The sequence below is a fragment of the Streptococcus sp. Z556 genome (assembly GCF_053010225.1).
In genome coordinates this window covers 402,762-426,161 of sequence record NZ_JBRKNU010000001.1, presented here as the reverse complement: position 1 = coordinate 426,161, position 23,400 = coordinate 402,762, and the positions used below count along the sequence as shown (strand labels likewise).

Below are 23,400 nucleotides of genomic sequence, written 5' to 3'. Positions count from 1 at the left end.
CTTACACCAATTTATCTAAGAAACTTTTCCCAATCATAGCAGTTTCAACACCAAAGTTTTCCGCAACTGTCGCTGAGATATCTGCAAAATGTCCGACAGGAATGAGACCATTTCCTTTAAAGGAAGGGCTATAGGCCAACAGTGGAATATATTCACGAGTGTGGTCAGTTCCTGCATAGGTTGGGTCATTTCCATGGTCCGCAGTAATCAAGAGAAGGTCATTCTCTCTCATGGCTGCGATAATTTCAGGCAAGCGTTCATCAAACTCATGCAAGCAATCACGGTAACCATGAGCATTGCGGCGGTGGCCATAAAGGGCATCAAAGTCAACTAAGTTTGTGAAGGAGAATCCTTTTTCAAACTCAGCAAGTCCCATAGTCTTCAATAGTGTATCAATTCCGTGGCTGTTTGACTTGTTGTGGCCCATGTCATGATTGATACCAGCACCGTTAAAAATATCATTGATTTTTCCAACAGCGTAAGTATCGATACCAGCCTCATTCAATTTATCCAAAACAGTTGGTGCAAATGGAGAAACGGCCAAGTCACGACGATTTGCTGTACGAGTGAAGTTACCTGGCTCACCCACATAAGGACGGGCAATGATACGACCTAGAAGGGCAGGACGCTCAAGGGTAATCGAACGAACATATTCACAAATACGATACAATTCATCTAAAGGAATGATGTCTTCGTGGGCAGCAATTTGCAAAACAGGGTCAGCTGAAGTATAGATAATCAACTCGCCAGTTTCCATTTGACGTGGTCCAAAGTCATCGATAACAGCTGTTCCTGAGTAAGGTTTGTTGGCTTCACGAATGACCTTACGTCCTGAAAATTCTTCGATCTTTGTCAAGATTTCTTCTGGGAATCCGTTCCAGAAAGTATCGAAAGGCTCGGTAATGTTGAGTCCCATGATTTCCCAGTGTCCAGTCATAGTATCCTTACCAAGAGATACTTCTTCCAATTTTGTTGCATAACCTGTTGGATTGCTTTCAGCTGGTACAGTCTTTAGAGGAGTTTCACGTGGAATATTTCCTAGACCGATTTTGGCCATGTTTGGCACATTCAAACCAACTGTTTTTGAAATGTGTCCCAGTGTGTCAGAAGCACCGTCTGGAACCCCTGCATTGACAAAGTTATTGGCATCTGGTGCAGCACCGATTCCCACGGAATCCAGTACCACCAAGTGAATCCGATTAAATTTTGACATAGTGTATCTCCTTATTATGTTGATTAGTTTGCTTTTGTTGAAGTTAAAATATGAACACCGTCTCGTCCAGCAACGATGACCTTATCCACCATTTGGTTGAACAAGCCATGCTCTACGACACCAACGACATGGTCCAATTCTTGCCCAAAGGCAATTGGATCCTCAATGACATCCAAGGCTAGGTCAATGATAAAGTTCTGCATATCGGTCACAAAACGTTGGCCATCTTTTCCACGGAAACTTGGTTTATAGCCAGCTCGCTCAAACCGACGAAAGACCTGTTCTGAGCCATACTGAACTACTTCTACAGGCAATTTAAAAGCACCTAGTTTCTCTACCAGTTTGCTTTCATCTACCACCCAAATGTATTCTTTTGAGGGCGTTGCGACAACCTTCTCCATGAGAAGGGCCCCACCACCGCCTTTGATCCCGTTGAACTGGCTATCTACTTCATCCGCCCCGTCAACCGTCACATCGACAAAGTCTACTTGATCAATCGACTTGAGCGGGATGTTAAGACCTTCAGCCTGTTTACTGGTCACACTGGAAGTCGTTACAGCAGTAATCTGCAAACCTTCTTCCTTAATCCGACGACCGATTTCTTCTACGAAATAGTAGGCAGTAGAGCCCGTTCCAAGTCCGACTACCATGCCATCCTTGACAAACTCAGCAGCCTTGATACCTGCCATTTTCTTCAGATTCTCCACTTAAACACCTCCATTAAAGAGCTATTTTTATTATAACATGTATCCGTTTTTATTTCATGTATACACTGGAAAAACCCGAACATTTTTATTTCGGGTTTTGGTGTCCTATTTAACCATATCAGGATCGTAATCATAGAATCCAGTATCGAGAAAACGGTTTTTAGGGTGTAACTTGCGCACTTCCTCATCTAACAAGAAGGCTTGGTCATGGCTAAAGTTGCCCTCTTGGATCAAGCCACGCGCTTGAATAAAGAGTTTGGCAATTTCTACAAAATTCTGACCAGGTGTGTAGAGACCCTCTAGCTTCCAGTGAGTGAAACCATGCTCCACCAATTCTGTCAATTTAGTCATCAAATCAAGGTCATTGTTAGCAAAGATATGGGTACCATGATTATCTTCAAAGATGGAATAATGGCTCTCTGGGTCACTTGGTTCTGCCAAGAAGAGGTCACGTTTACGTGTCTTTTCATCATCAATATGCGTAAAGTTATAGTAGTTTTGTAAGAGCGGACGCTTAGAATGGTGAATGACACTAGCCCCGTAAACCAATACTTCAGCAGGAATTTCCAAAATCTCTGGCATCTTGAAGAGCTCAGCAGATGGAATTTCACGCGCCAAAACCGCCTCAGAAGCTCCTGCCTTTTGTCCCCAGAAGTTAATCTGACGACTGCTAGTCACCATGGTTGAAGCATCGTAGATGGTCTTGAAGGAATAGCCATCACGATTGACCACGTAAAAGACACCTGCATCTCCAACAGTGATATAGTCTGTCTTGATTTCTTCCAAGAAGTCTAGGAAGGGCTTGATACGGTCCATCATATCTTGATGCATGAGGGCATTAACCGCGACAATCAATTCCTTGCCTGCTTCATGAACCAACTTAGCAATCTCACGCAATTGGTCATGACTAAAAATCGTTGGCAGACGGAGGCCAAAATCTTTCTCACCGACATAGATACGGTCTACGTCGGCTTCGAGTAACTGTTCAACTTGTTCAATACTTTCAGCAGTTGCTGTAATGATAATCTTTTCCATAAGAAAAATTATACCACATTTCTCAAAAATCAGCTATGGGTACTGGGAGTTTCACAAAAAGTTAAACTGATTTCTATCTTTGCCAATCAAAAAAATGAACAGTAACTAGTACCGTCCACTTTCTTTTTTATGCATGTGTTTTTTCTACTAGGTGTCCATCATTCATAACATAAATACGGTCAACCTTATCAAGAAGGCGTGTATCATGTGTAATCATGACAACTCCTCTACCTTGTTCGTGGGCAATGGCAGCCAACATCTCCGTTACTTGGTAAGCACGCTCAGTGTCTAGACTTGCTGTCGGTTCGTCTGCAAGTACGATACTTGGATTATTATAAAGCGCTCTAGCTATCGCGGCACGTTGACGTTCGCCACCTGATAAAGCCTTTGGATAATGATCTTTTACTTTTTCCAAATCCAACAACTCAAAGAGCTCTTTTCGGTCACTTTTACTATTTTTCCCCTTATCCAGTCTGTCAATCAAATCCAGCTGTTCCTTGACCGTTAGAAAAGGAATTAAGTTTGAAGCCTGGAGAATGAAGCCAAACTCTCTAAAACGGAGATCTGTTTTTTCCTTCTCTGTCAAACTGCCTGTTTCTTTCCCCTTTACCAAAATCTTTCCACTCGATGCTTCCTGAAGTTGTCCTAGAGTTGTTAGAAAGGTCGTCTTTCCAGAACCTGAAGGTCCAACGATAGCTACGAACTCTCCCGCATTTAGCTGAAAATTCGTCTCATGCAGGGCTACGACTTTCATCTTTCCTTCCCCATAGGTTTTTGTCACTTGAGTCATTTCAATCAATGCTGTCATACTATTCTCCTTATCACTCTGCAATCGCAGTAATCGGGTCCACCTTTAACAAGCGTGGAAGTGAAATGACACCACCTAGAAGGGCCATCAAGCAAATTACCAAACTTAGGACAGAGTAGGCTATCCAACTTGGGTAGAAAAAGAAGGTAGCTGGTAAGACTAAAATCACTCCTCCGATTGCCAGCAAGGCTAAAGCAATCCCCATACCAGCTAGGAGGAAGATTTGACAGAAAAGAGACCATACAATGGTTTTGATCTGTATCCCTTGAGCCCGCATTATTCCATAAAGACCTAGTTTTTGGATGGTAATGATATAAACAAAAATACCCACAATCAAGCCTGTGATGACAATCATAGCAAGAATCATCCCTGAAAATACATTAACCTGTGGTGTGTACCCAGGGATTTTCGAAATCATTTTTGGAATGGAAATCTGTTTCAGTCCGTCTCCAGCCACTTCTATATCATTTTTCAATACCAAGGCAGAGATGGATCGATTGGCTTTCAAGGTCCCTTGTAAGGTCCAATAAGTTGTCAGACTCGTAAAGACAACAGGCTCGGTGAAAAACTTATTTCCTTGAGTCAAGCCTACGATCTTGTAACTTGAATCGCTTCCATTGAGCTGAATGGCATCGCCTAGCTTCATCCCATAGTTCTCAAAAGACTGATCCACGACAACCTCATCATCTCCTTCAGGATAACGACCCTCCGTCAAACTAGGTGAGATAAAAGCGTCCCAGTCTTGAGCAAAAATGGAAACATTGACCTTTTCACTACCATCGACTAGATTGGTCACAGCGAACATATAGCCCAATGGAGCAGCCTCTTCAGAACTCTTATCCTTGTAGTCCTTTTCAGGAATAAAAGATGCTGTCAAATTATCATTTGCGTAGTCGGATAAAACAACACCCGTTGCTTGCCAATTATCAATAGCTGCTCGGTTGTTTCGCACAAGACCAAGAGCTAGACTGGTCATAAAAAAGACCATAAAAGCGATAAGAAAAATGGTAGTTAGAATCAAACTATATCGAAGTTTGTTTCGTACTATTTCTTTGATAGCAAGATACATGCTTATCTCCTTTTACTTTCCCCAGAGGTAGCAAAAAACCACCCAGTCCAATAGACAGAATCGCTGTCTTATCATCCATTCAAAACAACTCCTACCAATACTCTACAAAAGTATCCAGGTAGCAACTCAACAAATCATCTTAGGAAAAAGCCTCAGCTTGCTATCAATTTATATAAGTTATCCTTTCCTTTCTCAGTATATTTATAATAGAGAAGGTTAGGTCATCTGTTTTAAGTGTAACATCCATGCTATCACTTTCCCTAGTAGGTGTCAAGAAGAGTGACTTAGAAGTTGATAAGAGACTTTAGTAGTTTTGTAACAATTCTGTAATAATTCTCTGCATAAAAAATGATAAAATAGTTATGTACTGTTAAGGAGAGAATCATGTCCGCAAGAAAACTAGAAGCTTATGAGTTTGAACAAGCTCCCGAATCAAATCAAACTCCACTTTATCAAGATTATACACCAGAAGCCCCAGTCGGCCCTAACCTAAAAGAGATTTTATTTTTTGTAAATATCGCTTGTTTTTGTATTTTTATGGTGCTTTTTAGCTTTATCTTTTTAGCCTTAAAATTTAATACAGCTTTATCATTTATCGCTGCTATGGCAACAAGCTTCGCACTTTTACAACTTCAAAGAAAGATAATGAAACGAAAACTTTCAAAATAAAGGTTGGTACTACTACCAACCTCTTTTCTAGTTATCTAAAAAGACAGTTCTATAACTGTCTTTTTTATTTATTCTTTCGTTTTGAAGGAGATTGGATGGCAATCTTAACTTCAAAAATTGTTCCTCTAGGTTTGTTATCTTTTACGGTAATCGTTCCTCGTAAGGCATCTACGATTTGCTTGGCCAAAGATAGTCCCAGGCCGAAACCACCTTTCTGACGGGTTCTTGCCTTGTCTACACGATAAAAACGGTCAAAGATTTTCTTCTTATCGGCAGCTGAGATTCCAATTCCATTATCCGTCACTGTAAGATAGAGGTGGCGATCTGTAGCATGAACTACAAACTCAATTTCCCCATCTTCTTCAGTATACTTGATGGCATTATCAAACAAGATAGTCATGAGTTGTTTTAAGAGCAACTGATCGGTCATGAATGGACGGTAAATTCGATTTTCATAGTTGAAAACACGATCATTTTCATAAGCAATCAACTCATAGTTGGCAAAGGTTGTTTTAAAGAATTGTGGAGAAACTTCTGCTATTTCTGGTTTGATTCCATCATCTCGACGTGCAAGGTTGAGAAGATTGGTCGTAAGGAAACGCATGTTGCGAACCTCTTCAAGACTGGAAGCAATACTTTCGCTTGATTCCATGATTGTTGCCTCTGGTTTTCGAAAAAGATTCTCTAAACGATTTTGTAAAACGGCCAGAGGCGTTCTCAGTTCGTGACTCGCATTTTCAACAAAGGACTTCTGCTTTTGCATGCTTTCCAGCAAGGGTTTGACACTGACACGTGCCAGGTAAACACTGGCAATTAAAGACAGGAGCCAGAAACTAGCCATCACTACAACAATTAAATGCTCGTGATTTTGGCTGATTTGCTCAAGCTGGCTGGTATTGATTAGAACCGCCGCATATTTGACATTACTTGATACGGTGGAAGAGTTGGTTTCCATCAAGACCATTCGATAGGTTTCTTCCTGACCGTAGCTATTGACAACTTGGATTTGCCGAATATGATTCAACTCTTTCTTGTCCAGCTTGATCTTATCCAAGCCTAAAAAGCGATTACCCAGTAAGAGTTGGTTAAAATCCTTGTCAAAAAGCAAAACTTCCGTATTGGAGCTAACATTGGGCTTGATTTCAGCCTTGCTGGCATCCGCTGTTGCTGTTTGAATATCCTTGACTTCCTCAGTTGCCCGATTAAGGGCTAACTGGATGACAGCTTGTGGACTACTACTAAGGGCTTGGAGTTTTTCATCTACAGAAGTGTAGAGACTGGAGTGCATGACCTGAAGGATAATCAAGGTCATAGCAGAGAAAATCAAGGTGAACACTCCGAAGTTTCGAATGAAATAGCTGAAATCATCCGCATACCATGTTTTTTTTAGTTTATTGAACATCTTTTAAAATATACCCGACACTACGCAAGGTTTGAAGATTTTCAGCAAAGGCTGTCCCCTTCAATTTCTTACGAACTTTTGAGACATAGACTTCTACAACGGAAATCGTCGTATCGCTATCAAATCCCCATAGACGGTCAAAAATCTGTGTCTTGGGAAGAATGACATTTTGATTTTGAAGGAAGTAAACCAATAACTCAAACTCTTTTCCGAGCAGTTCCACAGGAGTATCTTCCACTTTCACTTCATTCGTTGAAAGGTTGACGACAACATCCCCATAGGTCAAGGTATTTTCGTTAAACTTACCTGAACGTTTGAGAAGTGCTTGGATCCGCATTTTGAGTTCTTCTAGGTAGAAAGGTTTGGTGAGGTAGTCATCCGCTCCCAACTCAAAACCATGTCCCTTGTCATCCAAACTTTCCTTAGCAGTCATGATAAGGACTGGTGTCGTAATTCCTTTTTCTCGCAACTCTTTCAAGACTTGGAAGCCATTTTTTTCAGGCAACATCAGGTCAAGCAAAATCAAGTCATAGACGCCACTTTCAGCTTCGTAGAGACCTTCTTCTCCATCAAAAACCTGCATGACATCTGCAAAATCATCCAAAAAGTCAAATACTGAGTTTGACAGACCCAGGTCATCTTCTACTAATAAGATTTTTATCATCAGAAACTCCTCCTTGTTATGATTATTATACCAAAATTGCCTTAAAAAAAACTCAACTCTCTCTTCTTTTCAGATAGAAAGTTGAGTTTTTGTTTACATTTTGAACGAATTAAGCCTTGCCATATTGAGCTACAACAGTTTCTACTGCTGCTTTCTCACGCTTAATCAAGTCAACACGCGCTGCGATATCTTTGATACCCATACGAATGTTACGGCTAAGAGCAAGGTCAGAGAGTTGTGGCTCAAAGAATTCCTTGTACTCTGCCAAGCGTTGCTCAGTTTTAAAGATGTGTGATGGGAAGATGACAAAGCTGTCAAAGCTCATGTCGCCACCAAGAGCTGCCTTGATCCAATCCCAGTTTTCACGCGCCCAAACCCAAATAGTTTCTTGGGTAGCTTGGTGTCCTAGGAATTGGAGGTACCATGAAGAAAGGTCTTGTGGTTTCACCACAAATTTGTCCTTCCATGAACTAATCAAGGTTTGGATATTGTCAGCATCTGTACTGTAGGCTAGAGCAGCTGCCAACTGGCGTTTGAAAACAGCATCTGTGGCATGAGTGTAGAGGTCCAGATAAGTTGCGACCAAGTCCTTTGTCTCATGGTGTTTCATCTCATTGATGAGAACTTGTGCACGGATGGCTGCTGGAAGTCCTGCAAGATTTTCCTTGTGAGTTGCAAAGATTTGGCTAGCGACTTGACTAGCTTCTGCATCATTTGAGCGAATCATCATAGAAACAGCCAACTGACGAACCAATTCGTCTTCATCCGATTCACCATCTTTGGCTTCAAAACCAAGACGGGCATAGTTATGACGAGCCAATTTAGCAACCAGACGGTTAAAGGCTTTCTCAGTTTCTGTTCCTTCATCAATAAAGCGTTCAAGGGCAGAAATCACTTGAGAAACAGCTGAAACCACAAGGTAAGACTCTTCCTTAGCAAGTTTATCAAGGACTGGGAGCAAGTCTGCATAAGAAATATGACCTGCCTCAGCCAACAAACGACGTTCTTGAACAATTTGCAGTTTGCTTGTGTTATCAAGTGTCTCTAGCTCAGCAAGAACAGCTTCTAACAAGTCTCCTTGATAGTCGGTAATATAGTGGGCAGTATTTTCAGTGTTGAGACGAAGAGCTCCTTCATTTTCAGCAAGAAGAGCGGCGTAGCCAGAGATTTCGATACTTTCAGTTTCGAGTGTATCTGGCAAGCCTTTCCAGTTGCTATTCAGTGGTACAACCCAGAGACGGTTCTTGTCTTCGTGCTCACCGATGAAGAATTGTTTTTGTGAAATCTTTAAGACATCATTTTCAACTTTGACAGTGAGAACTGGATAACCAGGTTGTTCCAACCAAGAATCCATGAAGGCTGCGACATCACGCCCTGATGCTTGTCCAAGGGCATTCCATAGGTCACGACCAATGGTATTTCCATATTGGTGCTTTTCAAAGTAAGCATGCAAACCTTTAGCAAAATCAGCATCACCTAGCCAACGACGAAGCATGTGCATGAGACGGCTTCCTTTGGCATAGACGATAGCTCCGTCAAAGAGGGTATTGATTTCGTCTGGGTGTTTAACTTCGACGTGGACAGACTGAACGCCATCAGTCGCATCACGTTTAAGTGCTCCCGGCACACCACCTGTTTGGAAGTCTTCAAAGATATTCCAACTTGGCTCGATGGCGTCGACACAGACGTATTCCATCATGTTGGCGAAGCTTTCATTAAGCCAGAGGTCATCCCACCATTTCATAGTAACGAGGTTACCAAACCATTGGTGAGCCAACTCATGTGCTACAACTAGGGCAACTTGTTGACGGCTAGCAAAGGTTGAGTTCTCATCCACAACCAAGTAAACTTCACGGTAGGTTACCAGACCCCAGTTTTCCATTGCACCCGCTGAGAAGTCAGGGAGGGCGATATGCAGAGATTGAGGGATTGGGTACTTAACTCCGTAGTAATCTTCGTAAAACTCGATTGAGCGAACGGCGATGTCCAGTGAGAAATCAAGGTTAGATAGTGGGTGAGCTTTTGTTGAGTAGACACCTACAAGGGTACCGTTTTTAGTTTTAGCGGTCACCCCTTGCAAATCACCTGCTACAAAAGCCAACAAGTAAGAAGACATGCGAGGTGTTGTCTCGAACTTCCAGATACCTGTTTCCTTGCGGTTTTCCACATCAATCTCAGGCATGTTTGACAAGGCAACTTCACCTTCTGCCTGATCAAAACGTAGAGCGAGATCAAAGGTTGCTTTGGCTTCTGGCTCATCCACACATGGGAAGGCTTCACGCGCAAAGTGGCTCTCGAACTGAGTAGACAAGACTTCCTTCTTGACACCATCCACTGTGTAGTAAGAAGGGTAAATCCCTGTCATGTTGTCTGTTATTTTTCCTGAAAAAGCAATGACTAATTCAACTTGACCAGCCTCAGCCAATTCGATATGCAGGGCTTCATTTTCATAATCAACTGTAAATGGACGAGCTTGACCCGCAACTTCTACAGAAGCGATTTCCAAGTCCTTTTGGTGAAGGGAAATACGGTCACTCTTGGCTTGACCAGTGATGGTCACCTTCCCAGAAAAGGTCTTGGTCTCACGACTCAAGTCTAAGAATAAATCATAATGTTCAGGAACAAATTGCGTAATAAAATGTTCAACTGCTTGCATAGTTTTCTCCTATTCTAAGTTTAAGAGTTTTACTCTTCTTCAAACAAACTTATTATATCATGTTTTGCTTAAGAAAAAAGGATTGGACGGTGATTTCCAAAACTTTCTTTCTTCTAGCAGTCTACAGTGGGTAGACTTTACGAAATTCTTCTAAAACAACCTTGCTGTCAGACGTAAAAGTTAGTCCTGCCTCTCTCAGCCACTCGGCGAAACAGTCCTCATGAACCTGACGCCAATAGGCTAGGGATTTGTCACCTTCCGCTTCCTTAAAGGCATGTTCAGCAGAAACTTGATTAAAGGATTCGACAGAAACCTTTGTAATTTCGACAATGCAGACAGCCCGATCTTGGCCATCTAAAATGATATCAAAAGTTCCTTCTCGCGGAAGGGGTTCGTTATCAACTGCATAAAGATCATAGGCTGATGCAGTTGCCGTCTTTTCACCTTTTAAAACCAAATCTGCCAAGAGATCGGCTTCCACTCCAAAAGCCCAAGCATCAATCTCATCTCCGATCGAGGGATTGATTTTCTTGTATGCATTCCACATTTCTTGCGGTGTCATGGGTTGCTCCTTTGTAATTTTTTACTTACTTCTTTTACACGTTTGAGGTGGTCTGGATGATCAATCTCTAAACCAAAAATCTCTGGAATAGAACTGTAGTGGATAATACACTTGATACCCATCTGATTCATTTTTTCTATGAAAGAAAGATTCAGATAGCCTGCTACAGCAAAGTCAATCTTTTTCATCCTTGCTTTATCCAGCATCTGTCTTAGCATATCTAACATTATTGGACTTTCCATATCATGCCATTGACTGTTTCTCACAGTCGCAAAAACAAAAGAAGTCAAATCATTCATTCCAACTATAATCTTTGAAATACCCGTTTCCAGTATCCTGTCCAAGTCAAAATAAGCTGAAGGTAATTCAATCATTGTGCCGACTTTCCCAGTAAAACCATGCTGACGTAATACCCTTATAGCTTGCTTTAACTGCTTAGCATCATTGACAAAAGGAAAGATAACAGACAGATTGGGATTGGTTTGATAAACTTCTGTAACGACATGTGCTTCAGCCTGAAATTCATCAGGACACGCCAGCAAGCGCCTAGTTCCTCTATAACCAAACAAGGGATGATTTTCATCAAAATGCTCTTTAGTCCCCTCTAAACAATTAGCTTCTGTATTTGTTAACTCTGAAAAACGATACCAAACCTCTTCATCTGAGTACAAGGAGCAAATGGTGTCTAGATAATCTTTTACAAATTGCTGACAACATGCTAATAGAATGTTTTGATTGAGCTCTCTCAGTAAGTATTCCCCACGAATCATGCCAACATGATGAAATAGTTGTGGGTAAACTTTTTCAGCAATTTGTTCTCCACTAAGGGCAAGTTGGTTTCTCATCATTCACCTTCCAATTCATATACAAGGTCTTGTCCAGTTCTGGAAATCCTAATAATTCAGACTTAACCTTCAAGACTAATGGCGATGCATTTTCTTCTTTGATCTCTTGAATATCCATCCAAACATATCCGAGTGAATCATTCGCACCATCAGACACAGCTTCCGAAATCGTAACTTGAGCTTCCTTCTTGTTTATCTCAATATCATAAAATGCCATGATATGGTGAACAGTAAAATTTGTTAACTCTTCCCTGACGAAAACATCGTAGATTCGAGGATTGGAGTAACTTCTAACAGTAAATCCTGTCTCTTCCATAACTTCTCTAATCAGCGTTTCCGTCAGTCCTTCTCCAAATTGCTGACTACCACCAGGTAGATCATAACGATGTTGATAAGGGCCTCTCGTTTTTTCAATGCAGAGTAACTTCCCGTTTTCAAAGCAAACAGCATAGACTCCAAAGTGTTTTTTGATTTCCATCAGATCCTCCTACTTCAAAGACCAGCCACCATCAATCGTCAAGATTTGCCCCTGCATGGCGCTTGCTTTTCCGCTTGCTAGAAAAAGTGTAAGATCTGCCACTTCCTTTGGCTCAATCCAGCGCTTGATTGGCGTTTCACTAGCCACCCAGTCAGCTAAGCCACCGGGTTCAAAGTCGGCAGCAGTCATGCTCGTCTTGACAGCACCTGGAGCAATCCCAAAGACCTGAATTCCAGCTTCCGCATAGTCTAGAGCCAACTGCTTGGTAAATCCAGCCAAGGCATGCTTAGACGATGTATAAGCGTGTCCACCTCCACCCGCTAGACTAGAAGCAATCGAACACATATTGATAATGGTCCCTTTTTTATTCTCTAGCATTTGCGTCAAATAATAGCGAGTCAACTCAACAGGAGTCACGTAGTTGATTTCAAAAATCTCTTGAATTTCCTGGGTTGATTGTTCCAAAAGCGGTTTGTAATCATCCAAGACTCCTGCAGTATTGCACAAAATATCCACCTGAGGGCACCAGTCAAAAACAGGTTTCAAGTCTAAGGTCAAATCTCTCTGTAAAAAGTGAAAATCACCCTCCAAGAGTGGATTTTCATCTTGGTCAACTCCATAAACTTGATAGCCATTCTCTAAAAAGAGTCGAGCTTGAGCCAGTCCAATACCTGAACTCACTCCCGTAATCAATACACGTCTAGTCATGCACTTCTACCCAATCCGTCGCCAAAACATCACAAGGTGTCGGACTCCACATGGAAAAACCTTCCCCTTCTCCTGACACGTTGATGAGGAAATAAGGCGTCACTTCAAGTGCAACCCCGTTTTGCTCGATAGTGTCAAAGAGTTGCACATAGTTTTCAGCCCCTCCCCAACCAATTCGTACATATTTTTTCTTGGCCTTTAATCCAGGCAGGATTTCTTCAAAAGTCATGATGTTCTCCTTTAATTCTAAATTCTTAGTTTAATTATAACAAAAAACCGTTTTCCAACGGCTTTTTGACTGTATCTTACTTCAATAAAACAAATAGCTATCCAATTATTTAATTATTCAGTTCAATTAGTTTATTGTAGATTTTCTCGGTCAGTTCTTTCTGTTGCGTTCCTGTTAAATGGTGAGAAGTGCGAATTAATACAGTTCCATAAACATAGTGTGATCCTGGATTTAAAGCAGTTCCATCAAAAGCACTGATATAAGTATTGCGTTTTTCTGCATCTTCTTTTGTCTTATAAACCTCTATATTTCCTCCAACATCATTGCCTTTCTGAACAATATCTGAGCCTTCTACAGATTCAGTCACTTGATTGTCAACAAAATATACAGACGCTGTATACCCACCTTGTTTATTCAATTTTTTATTAGGGTCATTATCCTCCGTAACAGATTGTACTCCAGTAATTGATTCAATTTCTTTAAGCCTTTCTTCAATAAAAGAATTTGAAGGATTTGTAATTTGTTTTAATTGAAGAATGCTATTTTGATAATGAGTCTGTTTGTCAGATAAATTCTTTTTTGTTTCACTATAATCTAATGGTTGACTTAATTCTTCAATTTGCTTTTCAATTTGCTCAGTTTGTTTTTCAATATCTGGTATTTTACGAAGTGAATCTTTGCTATCCTTTATAGTTGATTTCAATTCTTCCAATGTCTTAGAATCAAGAGGTTCTTCATCATTATCAATAATCTTTTCAGCCTCAGCTATTTGATCTTCAACTTCTTTATTTTTTTCATTTAAATCTTTTACTACATCTTCAAACTTAGTTACAGCAGCTTGATGAGGCGCATAGGATAAGAAATAGTATCCTGTTGCTAATCCTAAAGCGATAAAAATGATAAGCCCGACAATCATTGATTTCTTCATTTTAAACTCCTTGAATTATAAATAATTTCTTTTATATTTTAATATATTGTCTGATAAATTTCAAGTTTGTAAAGCTATTCAATCAACTCATTGTCTATTAAAAAAACGATAACCACTTTGCAGTAGTTACCGTTGATTTTTTTGATTAGTCTTTCCAACCAAGTCTACTATTGATGGTCATCATGATGCTGGCTATTTTCTCACCCCAGTATGGATCTGAAGCATAGCGAACATTCATTCCGGTTGCTTTATTTCCAAGGTGGTCTCTGCCATAGTCAATGTAATTCTCACGAATCCACTTGGCCGCTCCGAGGATTCCTTTGTCCACATTATCAAAGCTTTTGGCTGAGAGATATGGGCTAGTATCATAAGCAGCAATACCAAAGAAGTTGTTCTTATCTCTGGCAATTTGACTGCGTCCCCACGCACTTTCAAGAGCGCTATGCGCCATCAAGTAAAGGGCATTGACACCGTAGCGTTCCTCAGCTTCTTTGAAAGTTGCTCCTTTACCCGCAAGAGGACTATCCTGCAAGTTCATCATCGAATACAGTTTATCCAACTCAGCTGCACTATAATTACTTGGCTCTCTCAAGTTTTTATAGAGGAAAGGATTTTTAATGGTAAAGCCATCAAAATGCTCTCCATCAGTTGAGTAGTACTTCTTACCAATAACCATAGCAGATGTGTGTGGAGCTACTTTGATACTCGTATAAGGAGAGAGTTCATGGTAGAGGAATTTCCCATCACTAGTATAATGTGGGATAAACTCGCTTCCTTCATCCACTGCTGTCAAATCACTTTGATTCATATAGCCAGACAAGCCAGAAATCGAAACTGCAAGTCTGCCTCCTTTACGGGTCGAGCTGTCCAGTGAAACGATGCTTCCTTGGTTAATGTAACTCAAAATTTCTCCAGATGCACTATAGACATAAGCTGTGATAGGTTTTACCTTATAATACTTGGTTTTATCCGCAACATGCCATTTACCTGAGGCATCCAAGGTATGACCATCTACAGTTTCATTTTGTGCCATATAGCCACCTGATTTGAGATAGTACCAAGCTTGGTTAACTGAATCATAAATCAGCTCTTTTTCTGCCATCTTCCCATTCGACTTGAGGTAGAACCAATTATTCTTGTACCAAACCCACTCACTTGTGGCCATGTAGCCGCCTGATTTTAGATAATAGTAGCCATTATCCCAGAGCCATTCTTTATTGGCGTAATTTCCATCAGCCTTAATATAGAACCAAGAGTTATATTTCTTATCAAAGAGCCAGCCCTTTCCTGCTTTTGCTCCGCTGGTCGTCACATAACTGCGGTCAATCCAAGTTTCTGTAGAAAGGTAGCCGCCTGATTTGAAATGGTAATCCTTGCCTTTAATGGTTTTCCAACCTTTTTCAGCATAGGTTCCGTCCTCTTTCAGGTAGAACCAAGACTGGTAATTTTTATCAAAGAACCACTCTGATTTTAGTTTGGCACCACTCTTAGCAACATAGAAGCGGTCAATCCAACTTTCTGTAGAAAGATAGCCACCTGATTTGAAATGGTAATCTTTTCCATCAATTGTTTGCCAGCCTTTTTCTACATAGTCGCCTTCGGCATTGAGATAGAACCATGATTCGTAATTTTTATCAAAAATCCAGCTTGTTTTCGCCTTATGGCCACTTGAAGTTACATAAGATTTTCCAAGCCAGGTATTTGTAGCCAGATAACCACCCTGTTTGAAGTAATAATCTTTCCCTTTAACTGTTTGCCAACCGTTTTCTGCGTAGTTGCCATCCGCTTTCAGGTAGAACCAACTGCTATAATTAGCATCATAGATCCAGGACTGTTTGACCTTATTTCCTTTATCAGATAGGTAGTGAGAACCAAGCCAGGTATTTTTTAAAATTTTCCCTTGAGAATTGACATAGTACTGGTCTTTACCTTGAGTGATCCACTCATCTTTGGCCATCTTGCCATCTTCTTTAAAGTAATATTTTTCCTGTCCTTGACTAATCCACTCGTTTTTAGCTCTCTGACCATCAGCCTTGAGGTAAAGCCAGCTCTGTCCTTCTTGGTCAAAAAGCCACTGGTCCTTAACCTTGGCACCATTAGCATTAACATAATATTGGTTGACCCAAGTATTTGTAGCCAAGATTCCATTAGCATCAAAGTAGTAGTCCTTACCAGCAATAGTCAACCAACCGTTTTCCACACGTTGACCATCTTCTTTAAGATAAAACCAGTTCTGATGCGTTTGGTCAAAAAGCCATTGCTTGGTTGCTGGTTTCCCATCTGCTTTGAGGTAGGTCTTTCCTTGCCAAGTTCCCTCTTCTGCTTTTGCTGTCTCCACTACAGTAAAAAAACACCCCAATAAGCTAGCACTTACTAGGGCCACTTTCCATCGTTTCATTTAAATGCTCCAATAACGTTTTCTAATCCCTATTGTAACATAGTTAATAGACGGAAATATTACAAATTGATGAAGATTCTATTTCTTGTTGACGATAAGGAAGACCTAGCTTATCTCAGACTGGCTTTGACTTCCTGACGGAGTTCTTCTAAACTGCTAATGCCATATTTGTCCATGACTTTTGGCAGATTTTCGATGATATCAGGACAGGCATAAGGATTGGTAAAGTTGGCTGTTCCAACTCCGATGGCAGAGGCACCAGCCAGATACATTTCTAGCGCAGCTTCAGCAGAATCCACTCCCCCCATTCCAATGATGGGAAGGTCTGTTGTTTGAGCTACTTGTCGGATGAGTTTGAGGGCTACTGGGAAAACTGCTGGGCCTGACATCCCACCCGTTCCATTGGCTAAGATTGGTTTTCTAGTTTTGAGGTCAAAGCGCATACCGACAAGAGTATTGATCATGGTTAACCCACTTGCTCCTGCATCTTCTGCGGCTTTAGCAATAGTGACAACATCCGTTACACTAGGAGTTAACTTAACATAAACTGGCACATCAGAGGCTTCCACAGCTGCTTTTACTACTTCATAAGCTAGATCCGGATCTTGCCCAATCAAAAGTCCGTGATTGCCGTGATCCACATTAGGACAAGAGATATTGAGCTCGATAGCTTTTACATTTGCAGCCTTAGAAATTCCTCGAGAAACGGCAGCGTACTCTTGTTTTGAAAAGCCTGCTACATTGGCGATGATGGGAAGCGTAGGATACTCTCTTTCCAGCCAAGGCAACTTTTCAGCTAAAACAGCTTCTAAACCTGGATTTTGCAAGCCGATTGCATTGAGCATACCAGCAGGCGTCTCTGCTACTCTAGGAGTTGGATTGCCAAAACGGGGTTCAAGTGTTGTCGCCTTGATCATAATAGAGCCTAAAAGGTCTAAATCATAGTACTTGGCATACTCTTGGCCAAAACCAAAACAGCCTGATGCTGGTATGATGGGGTTTTTCAAGTCCAAGCCCGGTAGAGAAACTTGTAAACGTTTGTTAGTCATGACTTTCTCCTTATAATACAACTGTTCCTGTACGGAAAACAGGGCCATCTTCACAGACGCGTTGACTGACAGTCTCACTATCTGGCACTTTTAGAACGCAGGCATAGCAGGCCCCCATCCCGCAAGCCATACGAGATTCTAGAGATAGATAGGCTCTTGGGTGGTCATAAAACCTTTGATTGATGTACTTCATCATTCCTGGAGCTCCACATGAGTAAACAGCATCAAATTGACTGTCTAAGTCATTAATGACGACTGACACATTTCCCTTGATACCATAAGAACCATCATCTGTCGTAACAAAGACCTGACCATATTGGGCCAATTCCTTTTCGAGTATGACAGCATCCTTATTAGCAAAACCAAGAACTGTTACTAGTTTCACCCCCCGCGCATGCAATTCCTTGGCTACTTCGAGCAAAGGTGGAACACCAATCCCCCCACCAACGAGGAGAACTTGACTCTGATTGTCTAAATCAGACAAGTCAAAACCATTCCCCTGAGGTCCCATTACATCAAGAGTATCTCCCTGACTTAATGTTGAAAAAATAGCTGTCCCAGCACCTTCAATCCGATAAATGAGGCGACACTGCTTGTTTGCCTTGTCAATAGATGAGATTGAAATAGGGCGACGTAAGAGATGGGCATCGTCAGGCACGCGCAGATGGAGAAATTGGCCTGCTCGCATGGCTTCAACCATTTCCCCTTCTAGGACTAATTCAAAGATTGCTGGCGCAATTTCCTCCTGTGTAACCACTTTCATGCTTTCCAAACGAATAGCACCCATACGCTTCTTACATGTGGGATTCATGACTTTTCCTCCTTAAATTTTAAGGGGACCAGATAAAGAAAAGACCTTGCTATTGCAAGGTCTCAGTCGAGATAAGACAGAATTCATGCGCACACCTAAAAAGTCTCCACAGAGAGTTCCCTATCACTTTTATCTGACACCTTGTGAGTCTCTCTGGACTCCCCTTAAAGGTTAAATTTGTATTAGTATACTCTTTCAAAGTAAAAAAGTCAAGTAGAAAACGAACATTCTACTTGACTGTACTGGATTATTTTTCACGAATCACTTCGACCTTGTAACCATCAGGATCCTTGACAAAGTAATAGTTTGGTGGGTTTCCAGGTAGGCCTTTTGGCTCTGTAACCTCATAGCCTTTGTTGCTATGTTCTTGATGAAGTGCCTCAAGGTCAGGTGTACTGAGGGCAATATGGGCAAAGCCGTCTCCTACCACATAAGGGCCGTGGTCATAGTTATAGGTCAATTCCAACTCGTAGTCATCACCGTCCAGTCCTAGATAGACAATGGTGAAAGCATGATCTGGGAAATCCTTGCGACGCAATTCTTTAAAACCAAAAGCATCTTGATAGAATGCGATTGATTTTTCAAGATTTTCTACTCGCAAGCAAGTGTGTAGCATTTTTGAAGCCATTTTCATTACCTCTTTCATTTGAATAGTTCCATTATACCTTTATTCAGAAAAATTTACTAGAAACTTGAACTAGAGTCCTCTTTTCTGCTCTTTCATTCTATGCAGAATTTTTCCGATTTTCCTTGCGTATATTGTCAATAAGGAAAAGCAGGATAAGGAAAAAGAGTCCCTCGAGGAAGTAGAAAGCAAATTCGCTATTCAAAATTAACAGGTCTTTTTCAAAATAAACTTTGCTAAAATCAGGGATAAGTGCGAATAGGATTCGGAACAGTCTTCTTAGGAAAATAAAGATCTGCAATCCATAAATCATAAAGACCTTCTTTACACCAATCATGAAGCCTTGTTCCTTTGTAAAATAAGACAAGGCAATTCCATTTAACAAGAGAACAACTGTTATGGTCAGAGTTTCATTTCTTAGGATATTTGGATTAAAGATGTTTAAGCGGCTATGAACGAAAGGCAATAATTGAAAGAGTAGGATACCCAAGATTGCTGGAAGGAGAATTTTTTTCAATGATGGTGGAAACCCGGGACTAAATCTTGTAAATGACAAGCAAATCACAAGGATTGCAAAAATATGGAAGTACATCATTGCAACTCCGGAAATGATCTGGTTTCGATTTACCAAAGCGGATAAGAAGCCAGCAGAAAGAAAGATACCGACAGAAATCAGCTTATCCAAAGAATAATCCCACTTCAGCCCTTGACTCACCTGGAAACCATCGATGAGACAGAAAAATGTAATGAAAATAAGGGCCCCAATAAGACCAAACGGTAAGAATGGAGTGACGAGGAGCAATAACAAGATGAATAGGAACCATGGATGGGGACTGTGGTAGAATTTTCGTTTTGAACCCCTAGCTGTCACTCCTTCCTCAATTGGTGTTTGCCTTAGTTTTAGCATATAGACGTAAAAGAGAGACAACATACCAGCATAGACCCAAGAATTATAACCAGGTTCCTCTAGAACACTGAGTATCAGACTCACAATCGTAAAGAGGCTAAAGAGTATCTGTAGAAACTTATTTTTGAAGACCTGTCTTTTTTTCCAATTTAAATAAGATAACTTGGCCTTTGGATGACAAAGTTCATAGGCATAGGCTGTCATCTCTTCTAGTTTCTGGTCTGTCTCCTCCGTCATCATTTGGCTAGCCATTTTAGAAGTCGGAAAAGGAGTTAAAACATATCTCAGGAGCTCGCCATCTGTAAATCGATGGTACTCCTTATAGATCTGTTGAAGCAAAACAGTTAGAATGCGTGGTCTTCCTTTAAAGTAGCTTTTCCACTTCTCCCAATCATTGATATCTTCATCACTCTTGGTGAGCTTGTCAATATAGAGATAACCTTCATTGTACCAGTAGTCAAAATTTTCTTTTTTATCTAGTGCGTACTCCTCTACCACTGAAGGATAAGACTGGACACTCTTCCAGAAATGAAGCTTTTTCAGATATGGATTTGCTGCCTCATCACTGTAACGCTCTACAAATTGGAGAACGAGGGCTAACACTTTTCCATTGGTTAAAGGATAGACGTCCACTTTTTCTAACAGATAAAGTAGGAACGTGTGATCTTTAATTGTTTCAAAAAGATATTGCCAATCACGTAAAAGCTTGTATTCGTCTTGATAGCGAGCATAGAGCAGCTCATAAAAGGCTGCCTCAACTTCATCTGGATTATCTAGAGCGTAGTGACTAAAGTCAACGTTTTCTCCAAATTCTTCTTTTAATTGCTCTAAGTAATCAGCCAAGTCATCCAAGAGTGGATAATCCTCTTCATACATGACTTGTCGGTTTTTTTCAAGGATATAGGTTAAAACAGGCACACTCTTGATTATTTGACGATTCTGATTTACTTGATCCAAGACCATAAAGGCCAAAAAGGGGTGCTTGAAAAACTCGATCCAAGAGCTTAATTGATTTGCTTTGTTAGAATCTTGAAGAATTTCTTGGCAAAGTTGATAGGAATAAGAGAATTGCTCAGTAGCTTCTTGTGCGCTTTCAAGCGAACTTCCTTCCTCTTCTGCTATATCTCTTTTAACTTGCCAGTACTTGAGTTTATAGTAATATCCCCAGTATCGAAAGTCAGGTACATAGTCTTCCAGCAAGGGAATGAGGATAGAGAATTGCTCCGGTTTGTTAAAAATATAAACATCCATTTCCTCTAAAACGGATTGAACAATGTCCATATCATACTGATACTGATGAAAGAACTGACGCCATAGATGCTCTTGTTCTTCTGGACTGTAATCATCATTTTTAACAATACTTTCAATCGCATTTCGAATTAAATAGGCTGCTTCATTATAACTACTAAAGTCAAGGGTGGACTTTGGCTCATCCTCTTCTGCTTTAAAAGTTTCAAAGTTAAAAGAATCGCTGGTTTTATCAGTTGATTGCTGATAATCACTGAAATCAAGACTAGATCTTTCAGACTCTTCGTTCTCAGTTTTCGTTTCTTCAGTCAAATTTTCAAAGTTGAGACTAGAGTTAGGCTTTCCATTTGCCTCTTCTTCAAGTTCAGCAGCTTCTTGAGAGTCATTCGCTTTTCTTAGACTATTTTCTAGTCTCGCTTTTCTAGACCTCGCATAAGTCAAGGCCTCTTGGTATGCTTCAACAATTTCTTGGTAAATTTCTGGTTGGTCTTCTGGGTGATAGAGGCGGACCAGATCAGCATAACGTCTTCTAATAAGCTTGACGTCAGTTGTTGGCTCTATCCCTAAAGTTTCCCATATATTCATATCGTCTCCTCTTCTACAGTCCTCGCTCTAGGAACTCTAGGTAGTTTGAAAATGATTGATAAAGTTTAGGTAGGTGGTACATAGAAGCTTGCTTTACTTCTTCTTCAAATTGTCTAGTTGATGCCATCAGTTCTTCTCTTCTTCTTCCTAAAAGCATACTGTAAAGACGATTTGCTTTCTCCATCAAGAATCGGTAAACCTCTGTTTCTTGAGCATTGATCTTATAGCGAGACAATTCTGCTTGCTTAACCTTGATTTCCTTTTCTGTAAGGGTAATGCTCTCTTGGAGAATAACATGACTAAAGACTTCCTGTGTGGAATCAATTTTGACTTCTACATCCAAAATTCCATTTAAATCATAGGTAAAACGAACTGTTAAACTTTCTTTTTCGCGAGTATTCACAGGTACGGGAACTTCTAATTCACCTAAGAAGAGGTTTTGTGAAGCCTTCATCATCTCACCTTGATAGACCTTTATCTTGACTTGGCTCTGTCCCAATTCAGCTGTATAATACTGCTCAATGCGTGAAGCAGGTAGGGTGGAATTTCGCTCAATAATCGGAGAAAAGCGGTCGCCAACTATCTCTATCCCCAGTGTAAAAGGACAAATATCAGACAGTAATAAATCTCGTATCTCACCCTTCCGTTCTTTTATTCCTGCTAAAAGGGCACAACCTCTCGCAATCATCCGATCAGGATCATCCGATACCTGAACCATTTGATTGATACAGTAGGATAAAAAGTCCTGAACCAAGCGGAGTTTCGAAGTCCCCCCAACAAGAACAAAGTTATCTGATGATACATAGCTATAGCGTGCATCTATCAAGGCACGATCCAAAACGGCCTTAACACGGGCTAGCAGAGGTTGACAAAGCTCATAAAAGCGTTGGTAGCTCAAGTCTAAAGTGTATTCCTGTTCTTGGTCCAGAACCGTCATCTTCACTTCTTCTTTATCATTGAGTTCTAGTTTTGTCTTTTCAGCCTGTACCAGAATTTTGCTATAAAATTCTCGGGAAATCGTATCCTTGGTTAATTGATTGGAAACTAAAAATTCCTCAGCAATAGCCGCAGTAAAGTCTTCTCCTCCCAAACGATTATCCCCTGCGATCGACACGATTTCGACAATGTTATCAAAAAGCTCTACAACTGAAATATCAAGAGTCCCACCGCCAAAATCGACCACAATAAAAGATTGATCTTCTTGGTTTACCATAGATCTTTTAGCAAGAGCCGCTGCAGAGGGTTCATTGATAATCCGATCAATCTGAACGCCTGCAAATTTCCCTGCTAGTTTGGTCGCATAGCGTTGAGCATCGTTGAAATAGGCTGGTACACTGACAATCACTTCCTCGACCTTTTCTCCAAGATAGGTCTCTGCATCATCTACCAACTTTCGAATGATAAAGGAGCTTAATTCTTCAGCCTTATATGCTCGATTTCCTAGCGTCAACTCATGTTTGGTCCCCATAAAACGCTTAAACTGTGAAACCGTCTTATTTGGGTGTGTCACCAAGCGTTCCTTGGCAATTTTTCCAACTATAATCTCATCATTGTCATCTAAAGCCACAACAGAAGGAGTCAAATACTCACCAAAAGCATTGGGAATCAGCTTAACCTGGCCATCTTGATAAACCCCTACTAAAGAATTAGTCGTTCCTAAATCAATACCTACTATCATCTTCTTCTAACTCCAAATCTTTTTTAGATATTCCTATTATACAAGAAATATCCTATTTTCTTTGAAAAAATCTGTTATTTACTCTTTAAAATAGAAAATCGTTTAAGGAAAATAAAAAAGTTTCAC

21 protein-coding genes are annotated in these 23,400 nt (G+C 40.6%); 1 reads left to right on the top strand and 20 read right to left on the bottom strand.

What is annotated here, in order from left to right; all coding sequences use genetic code 11:
* Position 1 precedes the first annotated feature (1 nt).
* The 5 genes from ACVC7S_RS02100 to ACVC7S_RS02080 all read right to left on the bottom strand — a co-directional run bounded on the left by ACVC7S_RS02100 (position 2) and on the right by ACVC7S_RS02080 (position 4,832).
* On the bottom strand, positions 2–1,213 hold the full coding sequence (locus tag ACVC7S_RS02100) for a phosphopentomutase (protein WP_447266003.1): 1,212 nt from the start codon (positions 1,211–1,213) through the stop codon (positions 2–4).
* Positions 1,214–1,236: 23 nt separating this feature from the next.
* Positions 1,237–1,920, bottom strand: coding sequence for a ribose-5-phosphate isomerase RpiA (rpiA, locus tag ACVC7S_RS02095; protein ID WP_447266002.1), 684 nt, complete (start codon positions 1,918–1,920; stop codon positions 1,237–1,239).
* A gap of 105 nt (positions 1,921–2,025) precedes the next feature.
* On the bottom strand, positions 2,026–2,955 hold the full coding sequence (locus ACVC7S_RS02090; protein ID WP_447266001.1) for a peptidase U32 family protein: 930 nt from the start codon (positions 2,953–2,955) through the stop codon (positions 2,026–2,028).
* A 127-nt stretch (positions 2,956–3,082) separates the two neighbouring features.
* Entirely contained in the window at positions 3,083–3,763 is a 681-nt protein-coding gene (locus tag ACVC7S_RS02085) for an ABC transporter ATP-binding protein (RefSeq protein WP_447266000.1), read from the bottom strand.
* 13 nt (positions 3,764–3,776) lie between these two features.
* On the bottom strand, positions 3,777–4,832 hold the full coding sequence (locus ACVC7S_RS02080; protein ID WP_447265999.1) for an ABC transporter permease: 1,056 nt from the start codon (positions 4,830–4,832) through the stop codon (positions 3,777–3,779).
* Positions 4,833–5,216: 384 nt separating this feature from the next.
* Between ACVC7S_RS02080 and ACVC7S_RS02075 the strand changes: the two genes are divergently transcribed.
* The gene (locus ACVC7S_RS02075; protein ID WP_447265998.1) at positions 5,217–5,501 is read left to right on the top strand and encodes a DUF3270 domain-containing protein; all 285 of its coding nucleotides are present in this window, start codon (positions 5,217–5,219) and stop codon (positions 5,499–5,501) included.
* A gap of 64 nt (positions 5,502–5,565) precedes the next feature.
* Here ACVC7S_RS02075 and ACVC7S_RS02070 read toward each other — a convergent pair whose 3' ends face one another.
* The 15 genes from ACVC7S_RS02070 to ACVC7S_RS02000 all read right to left on the bottom strand — a co-directional run bounded on the left by ACVC7S_RS02070 (position 5,566) and on the right by ACVC7S_RS02000 (position 23,274).
* Positions 5,566–6,903 carry a sensor histidine kinase gene (locus tag ACVC7S_RS02070; RefSeq protein WP_447265997.1) on the bottom strand — a complete coding sequence of 446 codons (1,338 nt, stop codon included), beginning with the start codon at positions 6,901–6,903 and terminating at the stop codon, positions 5,566–5,568.
* Positions 6,893–7,567, bottom strand: a complete 675-nt coding sequence (ciaR, locus tag ACVC7S_RS02065; RefSeq protein WP_000590635.1) for a two-component system response regulator CiaR — start codon at positions 7,565–7,567, stop codon at positions 6,893–6,895. Before ciaR ends, ACVC7S_RS02070 begins: the two co-directional genes overlap by 11 nt.
* Before the next feature lie 109 nt (positions 7,568–7,676).
* Complete coding sequence (locus ACVC7S_RS02060; RefSeq protein WP_447265996.1) at positions 7,677–10,223, bottom strand: M1 family metallopeptidase; 2,547 nt, start codon at positions 10,221–10,223, stop codon at positions 7,677–7,679.
* A 121-nt stretch (positions 10,224–10,344) separates the two neighbouring features.
* A complete protein-coding gene (locus tag ACVC7S_RS02055; protein ID WP_447265995.1) occupies positions 10,345–10,785 on the bottom strand; it encodes an ASCH domain-containing protein in 441 nt (146 codons plus the stop codon).
* Entirely contained in the window at positions 10,782–11,630 is an 849-nt protein-coding gene (locus tag ACVC7S_RS02050; protein ID WP_447266044.1) for a putative PEP-binding protein, read from the bottom strand. The genes ACVC7S_RS02055 and ACVC7S_RS02050 overlap by 4 nt, the downstream gene beginning before the upstream one ends.
* Positions 11,608–12,108, bottom strand: a complete 501-nt coding sequence (locus ACVC7S_RS02045) for an NUDIX hydrolase (protein WP_247929633.1) — start codon at positions 12,106–12,108, stop codon at positions 11,608–11,610. Before ACVC7S_RS02045 ends, ACVC7S_RS02050 begins: the two co-directional genes overlap by 23 nt.
* Positions 12,109–12,117: 9 nt before the next feature.
* Positions 12,118–12,816 carry a 3-oxoacyl-ACP reductase gene (locus ACVC7S_RS02040; RefSeq protein WP_447265994.1) on the bottom strand — a complete coding sequence of 233 codons (699 nt, stop codon included), beginning with the start codon at positions 12,814–12,816 and terminating at the stop codon, positions 12,118–12,120.
* Positions 12,809–13,045, bottom strand: a complete 237-nt coding sequence (locus ACVC7S_RS02035; RefSeq protein ID WP_000141907.1) for a DUF2829 domain-containing protein — start codon at positions 13,043–13,045, stop codon at positions 12,809–12,811. Before ACVC7S_RS02035 ends, ACVC7S_RS02040 begins: the two co-directional genes overlap by 8 nt.
* Positions 13,046–13,154: 109 nt before the next feature.
* Positions 13,155–13,973: an EbhA gene (locus ACVC7S_RS02030; protein WP_447265993.1), complete on the bottom strand. Its 819-nt coding sequence runs from the start codon at positions 13,971–13,973 to the stop codon at positions 13,155–13,157.
* A 145-nt stretch (positions 13,974–14,118) separates the two neighbouring features.
* Positions 14,119–16,371, bottom strand: a complete 2,253-nt coding sequence (locus ACVC7S_RS02025) for a glucosaminidase domain-containing protein (protein ID WP_447265992.1) — start codon at positions 16,369–16,371, stop codon at positions 14,119–14,121.
* Between the two features lie 110 nt (positions 16,372–16,481).
* Positions 16,482–17,468 (bottom strand): dihydroorotate dehydrogenase, encoded by a 987-nt coding sequence (locus ACVC7S_RS02020; protein ID WP_437236444.1) that lies wholly within the window; start codon positions 17,466–17,468, stop codon positions 16,482–16,484.
* Entirely contained in the window at positions 17,431–18,231 is an 801-nt protein-coding gene (locus ACVC7S_RS02015; protein WP_447265991.1) for a dihydroorotate dehydrogenase electron transfer subunit, read from the bottom strand. Before ACVC7S_RS02015 ends, ACVC7S_RS02020 begins: the two co-directional genes overlap by 38 nt.
* A gap of 247 nt (positions 18,232–18,478) precedes the next feature.
* On the bottom strand, positions 18,479–18,859 hold the full coding sequence (gene gloA / locus ACVC7S_RS02010) for a lactoylglutathione lyase (protein WP_447265990.1): 381 nt from the start codon (positions 18,857–18,859) through the stop codon (positions 18,479–18,481).
* 97 nt (positions 18,860–18,956) lie between these two features.
* On the bottom strand, positions 18,957–21,596 hold the full coding sequence (locus ACVC7S_RS02005; RefSeq protein WP_447265989.1) for a molecular chaperone DnaJ: 2,640 nt from the start codon (positions 21,594–21,596) through the stop codon (positions 18,957–18,959).
* Positions 21,597–21,609: 13 nt separating this feature from the next.
* Positions 21,610–23,274, bottom strand: coding sequence for an Hsp70 family protein (locus ACVC7S_RS02000; RefSeq protein WP_447265988.1), 1,665 nt, complete (start codon positions 23,272–23,274; stop codon positions 21,610–21,612).
* Between the last annotated feature and the right edge of the window lie 126 nt (positions 23,275–23,400).